This window comes from Cytophagales bacterium, from assembly GCA_033344775.1.
GTDB lineage: Bacteria > Bacteroidota > Bacteroidia > Cytophagales > Cyclobacteriaceae > JAWPMT01.
The window spans coordinates 862,139-869,878 of sequence record JAWPMT010000002.1 but is presented as its reverse complement, the minus strand read 5'-3'; the positions used below and the strand labels follow the sequence as shown (position 1 = coordinate 869,878).

Below are 7,740 nucleotides of genomic sequence, written 5' to 3'. Positions count from 1 at the left end.
CTACCTGATCATTGGTTAAATGTGTTAAAAAAGTCATCTGCTTCACTTACTGAAGCATCTACACGTTCATTGATTTCTTCAATCTTCGTGTCTCCCTTCATCAAAAATTCAGCAAGACTGGCCACCGTCGGTGACCTGAAAATCGTTGCGACATTGATGTCTGTTTCAAATGTTTGCTTCATCTTTTCCTGAAGCTGGACAAGCTTGATGGAAGTCCCTCCTATTTCAAAAAAGTTCGAATCAGTGCTTATCGCTGTTGCTTCTACATTAAGTACCTCTTGCCATAAGTGAATCAGTTTAGCCTCCACTTCATTTGCCGGAGCTACATAGCTTCCTTCTATTGTAATCTGAGGGGCAGGCAAGGCTTTCGTATCGAGTTTTCCATTGGAAGTCAGGGGCAATTTGTCCATATGAACATAGTCCCTGGGTATCATGTACTCGGGTACGCGCTCTGATAAATAAAAGCGGATTTCACCACGCGACAATTCATGATCTGACGTATAGTATGCGCTAAGAGAAACGTCCTTATCTCCTATCGGCACTACCGCAGCTTCTCTAATGCTTTCATGGGCAACGAGATGATATTCAATTTCTCCGGGTTCCACTCTAAAGCCTCTGATCTTCAATTGTTGCTCTACTCTTCCAAGATATTCCAGATGGCCATTTGGTAGCCACTTTCCCAGGTCTCCGGAACTGTAGATCTTCTCTCCTTCATGGAAAGGACTATCAACAAATTTATTTTCCGTTAATTTCTGATTATTCAAATAGCCACGGGATAAGCAATCTCCACCGATGTAGATTTCACCGGGCACACCCACAGGCTGCAGTTTCCGGTCTTTGCTCAAGACATAAATTTTAACATTAGCGTTTTGACGACCCAATGGAATTACGGGTGTATCGTGCGTTTCCGGGTGAAAAATACACGTGTGAGTGGTGACCGTGGCTTCAGTTGGGCCATAGGAATTGTAAAAGTCACAATATGAACTGTACTTCTCCGCTAATTCCAGTGGACATTTTTCTCCTCCAACGATTATTCGATTGAATGATTCAAGGGGCTTCACTTCCATCCCAGCCAAGAATGAAGGTGTCGTGTTTAAGTGGGTTACGTGATTTTTAGCGAGATAGTCATTGAATTGTGTGGTATTCAATAAGGTTGAATTATCAACCAATATCAAGGAAGAACCCGTACTGAAAGCGAGCCACATCTGTTCCACCGACGTATCAAAACTGATGTTGGCGAATAACAAAATTCGTTCACCTCTCTGAAGCCCATACCTGTTGGTCAAACTGTGAACCAGGTTGACGACTGATCGATGTTCAATCATGACGCCCTTTGGAAGTCCAGTAGACCCTGAGGTATAAATGATGTACGCAATGTCCGTAGAGGACATATCAGATGAACGAGTGAAGGAGTTCGTGCTTTCTTCTGGACTCCAAACATCCATTACATTTACTTGATCGCTGTATAATGACACATTTTCATGCTCCGAAAGCAGTAGCACCGTATTGCTATCGGACAACAAATACCTGATCCGTTTCTCTGGTTGTTTTATGTCTAATGGCAGGTAAGTCGCTCCTAGCTTTAAGGTAGCAAGTATGCCAACTACCAATTCAACGGATCTGTCAATCAGTAGCGCTACGATATCTCCTTGCTTTACGTTGGCTTGCTGAAGCTGAGCAGCCATGCGTTCTGCCTTTTCATTCAATTCCCGGTAAGTGACCTTTATGTCATTATGAATCAATGCAATCTCCTCAGGAGTTCCAGTAACCGTTTCTTCAAAGAGATCCAGTAGTGACATGTGTTGCGGATATGGCTGATCTGTTTGGTTGAATTCATCAATGAGTTGAACGCTTTCTTTATCCGATAACAGATCGATCTCCGAAGGTTTTAGTCGCTTATTTGACGTGATTTGAAAAACAAGCTGTGTCAAGTGAGTTTTAACCCCTGATATCAGGAAATCTTCGTATCTGTTCCGGTTATATTTAATGTCGATGATGATCTCCTCTCCGGGCAATACTGTAACCGATAGGTCATAGTGGGTCTCTTCATAAATCTGTGTACCCGACACCACATAGTCGTGGCTAGTCTCTTCACCATCGTCTTCGATCTGCTCTGATATTGGGTAGTTCTCAAATACCAGGATGTGGTCGATCAGGTCCTGACCCAACTCACTCATCGATTGGATTTCTGACAACTTCTGATAATGATGGGGCTCACTTGCCAAAGATTGGTCTTGAAGTCGTTTTAAATAGGCCTCCAGGCCCTCTTGCTGTTCATAGCCTACGCGAACGGGAATCGTGTTGATAAACAAGCCCACCATCTCTTCTATGCCCTTTACCTCCGCCGGACGGCCTGAAACAACCGTACCAAAAACTACGTCGTTGGTATCATTGTATCGACTCAATAAGATGCCCCAGATTCCCTGGATCATCGTGTTGAGCGTCACTCCATATCCCTGACATACTTCCTGCAATCCAGAAGTTTGTTCCCGATCCAAAACCAGTCTGGTCATGGTTTTATCGGGGTTTGTAGATGTATGCTGTATCTGATGCTTGCCCGGTAGCATAGCGCGGGTAGCATATCCCGACAGGTATTTCGACCAATAGGCTGACGAGGCTTCCATGTCTCGACCTTCCAGCCACATGATGTAGTCCGAATATGGAAGCACCGATGGTAAATTGAGCGTCTGCTGTGCTCCCTTGCTGCTGTACAATGCCCCGAACTCATTGATCAGGATGCTCATGCACCAACCATCCATCAAGATATGATGGTGACTCCAGACAAACTCATATACCGCTTCACTTAATCGGTAGATGCTCACTCGCATCAAGGGCCCTTTACTCAAATCAAAACCTCGCGAACGGTCAGCTTCCCGGTAACCTTGCAGTATCTCTTCTAATTCTTGTCTTGAGGTAGATACCTCTTCACGGAGGTCTTCATACGTGTAGCCTATCACTCCATCTTCCTGTACCACCTGCAGCGGTCGATCATGTCCGCCAGACACAAACACCGTACGCAAAATATCATAGCGTGAGGCTAACCTCAACAAGCTTTGTTCTACCGCCGACTGGTCAACCTGACCCTCTAGGCGGTAGCTTACCTGTTCAAAATAATAGCTCGTATCTGGTTCACTCAGGGCGTGAAACAACAGCCCTTCTTGCATCGGTGACAGTGGATAGACATCCTTCAACCTGTACTCTGTCTGTAAGTGTGACAATTGATTAAGTGTCAGGCCTTTGTAGGAAAGATCTGAAGGAGTTAATTCCCTTCTACCCGCTTCAACATAGCCCTGGCAATACGTGATCAGGGATCGTAGCTGTGACTGGTACGCAGACATGAACGACCGGACCTTCTCTTCTGAATAAGCCTCCTTGTTGTAGGTCAAACTTAGTGTCAACTGACCTCCTGCTACCATGCCTGTGAAGTCCCAGTCATGAAAGCGGATCTCTTCCTCGGAGTGATTCAACCCGGATGACTCAGACGCTATCTCAAACACACGACCTTCGGTATCGCCATCAAACTGCCCCAGATAATTAAAGCTGATCCTGGTTTGAGATGAAGCATCTACTTCCGGCAACTCTTGGGATACGTATCTTGCTAATAGGTAATCCGCACCATTCTGAGGAATACTTCGAAGCCGTTCCTTAACTCCCTTCAATACCGCTGACATCTCTGATGCATAGCTCAGTTCCACCGAATAAATGCTCGTAAACCATCCGATCGTTCGACTGATGTCCAGGTCTGGTACTATCTCTTCCCTGCCATGGCCTTCCAGATCCACCCGCAATGAGTCATTACCATAATATTCATGCGCGCCCAGGATCAAGCCACTTAACAACATATCATTGATCTGTGTATTAAAGGGCTTGTGAACAGTGGTCAAAAGATCTGTTGTGATTGCTGCATCCAGCTGAAAATGGACCGTTCTGGTATCACACATCCGGTTACTTTCCGTAGATGTGTCTTTTGGAATGTCACCACATTCTTGCTTAAACGCTTCTTGCCAGTAGGAAAGGTTATTCTTGAACGTCTCCCCTTTCATGTACGACCGTAAACCCTCCGACCAGCTCTTGTAGGAATCAGTCTTCGGAGGCAATTGCAAGGATTTACCTGCTTCGATCTGTCGGTACAGGCTATCAATGTCTTCAAACAGCACTCGCCAGGACACTCCATCCATGACCAGGTGATGGACCACAACCTGTAATCGACTTCCATCAGGCATATCAAACAGACCTAACCGCAGCAGCGGTCCTTCCTTCAGGTCTATCCCTTCTTGTTCTTGCTGGCACAAGGTTGACAGTGTAGCTGTGGCAGAATTGTCTGAGCTAAGATCAGCATAGGTCAACGTAAGCGGATAAGGAATGCCTTTATTCTCTTGATGAACGCCTGAAGTATCCATCGAATAGCTCATCCGAAATGCATCGTGATGTCGCTGTAACTGATCGAAAATCGTCCTTACCGTAGCTTCTGTGATCCCATTCGGAAAGTTCAGTAACACAGATTGATTGAAATGATGCGCAGCCTGCAATGGCTGAGCGAAAAACCAGGCTTGTATACCGGTCAAAGGTACATAGCCCGTAACCGGAGACTGGTCAACTTCCCGAGTCAGCAGGCGCATTCGAGGCGCTAATACTTCGATCGTCTGACTAGAAAATATGTCCTTTACTGACAACTCATAACCTGATGCACGCAACCTGGATATGATCTGGATCGACTTGATCGAATCCCCGCCTACCGTGAAAAAGTTATCCCCGATCCCGATCTTTTCAATACTCAATACTGATTGCCAAATCTCACATAACAGCGCTTCTTCGGGGTTTCGTGGGGCGATGTATGCTTCCTGAGCAGTCGCTTCTGGCTCTGGTAAAGCCCTCAGGTCTACTTTCCCATTACCTGTCAATGGCATCTGATCCAGGTGAACAAAGTATGCTGGGATCATGTAGCTTGGTAGCTGATGTGACAAGTGGCTTCTTAATGTATTTACTGACAGTTCTTCCTCCGACACATAGTATCCCACCAGGTTAATATCTGTCTCTTCACCCCGACTGGTTACTACCGCTTCTTTTACCCATTCATGCGCTAATAGATGCGTCTCTATCTCGCCGGTTTCTATGCGATAGCCTCTCACCTGTACCTGATTATCGATCCTACCCAGGTATTCCAATTCCCCATTCGGTAACCAGCGACCTGCATCGCCAGTCTTGTACAATCGACCTCCTCCTTGAAACGGATTAGGAATAAATTTCTCTTCTGTGAGTTCTGAATTATTTAAATACCCTCGGCAAACACCATCACCTCCTACATACAGCTCCCCTTTAACTCCAGGTAAACTCAACTGGCCTTGATCATCCAATACATGTACCTGGGTAGTTGGAATAGGCTTACCTATGTTGGAAACACTTGACGATAGGTCGCTGGCGGTCAATAATTTGTAGGTCACATGCACGGTGGTCTCGGTGATCCCATACATGTTGATCATTTCCGTTTCAGGGTATTTCTCTTTCCAGGACCTGATGACGCTCGGAATCAGCTTTTCGCCTCCAAAAATTACTTTACGAACCTGCAAGGAATTGTCACCCTTCAGATGATCTTGAGCTTGTAGGCTTTGAAACGCAGTTGGTGTCTGATTCAGGATTGTTACTCCGTGATCCGCCAACAGCTGATGATAGATACCAGGGTCTCGCGCTACTTCACGTGATAGTAATACCAACTTGCCTCCATGCAACAACGCCCCATACATCTCCCATACGGAGAAGTCAAAACTGTAGGAATGGAACATGGTCCACACATCTGAAGGACCAAAATCGAATAAAGGTGACTCATTGAAAAACAATCGAACCACTTGACGATGCTCGATCATCGCCCCTTTCGGACGACCGGTCGTTCCTGATGTGTAAATGATATATGCCAAATCACTACTCCCTACTTCCCGGACAAGGTTCTCACCAGAGTAGGTCTGTACTTTTTCATCAGACACCAGTACCACTACACGGCCTTCCAGCAGTTGTTGACGAGCGGAAGCCAGGGCGGTATTGGTCAGGACCATCTTGCATGTACTGTCATCCAACATATAACCAATGCGCTCATCCGGATGAGACGTATCAATTGGTAAATAGCATCCCGAGGCTTTTAATGTTCCGAGAATGGAAATCACCTGTTGCAATGGATCATCCAATAACAATCCAACAATGGATCCGGTTGTTACTCCTTTATATTTCAGGTACGCAGCCAGCTGATTCGATCGAACATTAAGGTCATGATAGCTCACAGACTCTTCACCATAGATGAGGGCAACCTTATCTGCTTGCTGCGTTACTTGTTCTTCAAATAAGGAAACTAACGTCGCTGTGGTTGGGTAACCGATTTTGAATTGATCACTTGCTGTCAAGCTTGTAATAATGTCATCCGGAAAGACACTTGCTTTTTTTATAGGATCATTGGCGCGAGCTGCAATTTCCTTTATCACCCTTTCATATAAAGCAAGGAAGTCTTCAACAACCCCATCGCTTACGTATGAAGTCAGATAAGAAAGCGTACAGGAGATCAACCCATCTGTCGTACTCACCGTAAAAGCCATCCCGAAGTTGGTTCGTTCATAACTTCCCGCATTGAATCGAAAGACCTCCGAATTTCCATTGAGTTGCTCCGGTTTGTGATCATTGATCTGATCATAAACGTGGAAATCGATATAATTAAAAATTACATCAACAATGGGATTCTCTTCGTCGGTAGTTCCATCAACCAGTTTTGAAATCTCCAATAGTGAAAGGTGATCATATTTCTTTAGCTGGATCAACTTATCGTGAACGCTTTTGACCAATTCATGCCATGTCTGGTCCTGCTCAAAAACATACCTGAATGGTACCGTATTGAGGAAACAGCCTAATACCTTTTCACCATCTTCGATGGCTGGACGATTGTTGGTAATTAATCCAGCGGTAATATCACTGCTGTGGGCATACAACCTGAGGCAATACAAAAAAGCCGCGTAGCAAACGGATTTGGTGTTTAAATGATGTGTTCTGGAATAGTTTACCAGTTGTTCGTAGACCTCTGCACCAATAACCGCATTTGCATGTTTAAATGTGGCAATGTCTTCTTTTTCATCAAACGCGAACCTGGTATAATCATCAAGTTCTTGTTTCCAGAATTCCTCCCCATGGTTGTTTTTCTTCTGCAATCTTTGTTCGATGATGAAGTCCTTATAGGAGCTTTTCAGTGGTGTTGGCGTATAACCTGGATCCTTTAATAATTGAAAATAGATATCATGTAATTCTGTACTAAAAGAGGCATTGCTCCATCCATCGAGTATTGCATGATGAAAGATGAAACAAACGGCAAAATTATTGTCGCCCAATGCGTAAGACCGGTATCTCCAGGCTCCAGGTCGAGACAAATCAAAAGGTTTAGACTTATCCATTTGAAGTTCGGATTCAATGAATTTTTCTTGTTGATCCGTTAATAAATCAGTCAGGTTCTGATGCAAATAATCTATAGCGACACCTTTATGCACAAATTGTAGAGGCTCGTCGTACTTTTCCATGCTGAAACTTGTCCTAAGCATGGCATGTTTCCATGATATAAGTGCTAAGGCCTTTTGAAATATCTCAACATTGAAGTGTTCGATTTTCAATAGATGCAGCATCTGATCATGATAAACTCCACCTTCCTTGATCGAGTGGAATATCATGCCCTTTTGTATATCGCTCATTGGATATACGTCTACAATGTCATCCATT

1 protein-coding gene is annotated in these 7,740 nt (G+C 44.7%); it reads right to left on the bottom strand.

What is annotated here, in order from left to right:
- Positions 1 to 8: 8 nt before the first annotated feature.
- Positions 9 to 7,739 (bottom strand): amino acid adenylation domain-containing protein, encoded by a 7,731-nt coding sequence (locus R8G66_07735; GenBank protein ID MDW3192239.1) that lies wholly within the window; start codon positions 7,737 to 7,739, stop codon positions 9 to 11.
- Between the last annotated feature and the right edge of the window lies 1 nt (position 7,740).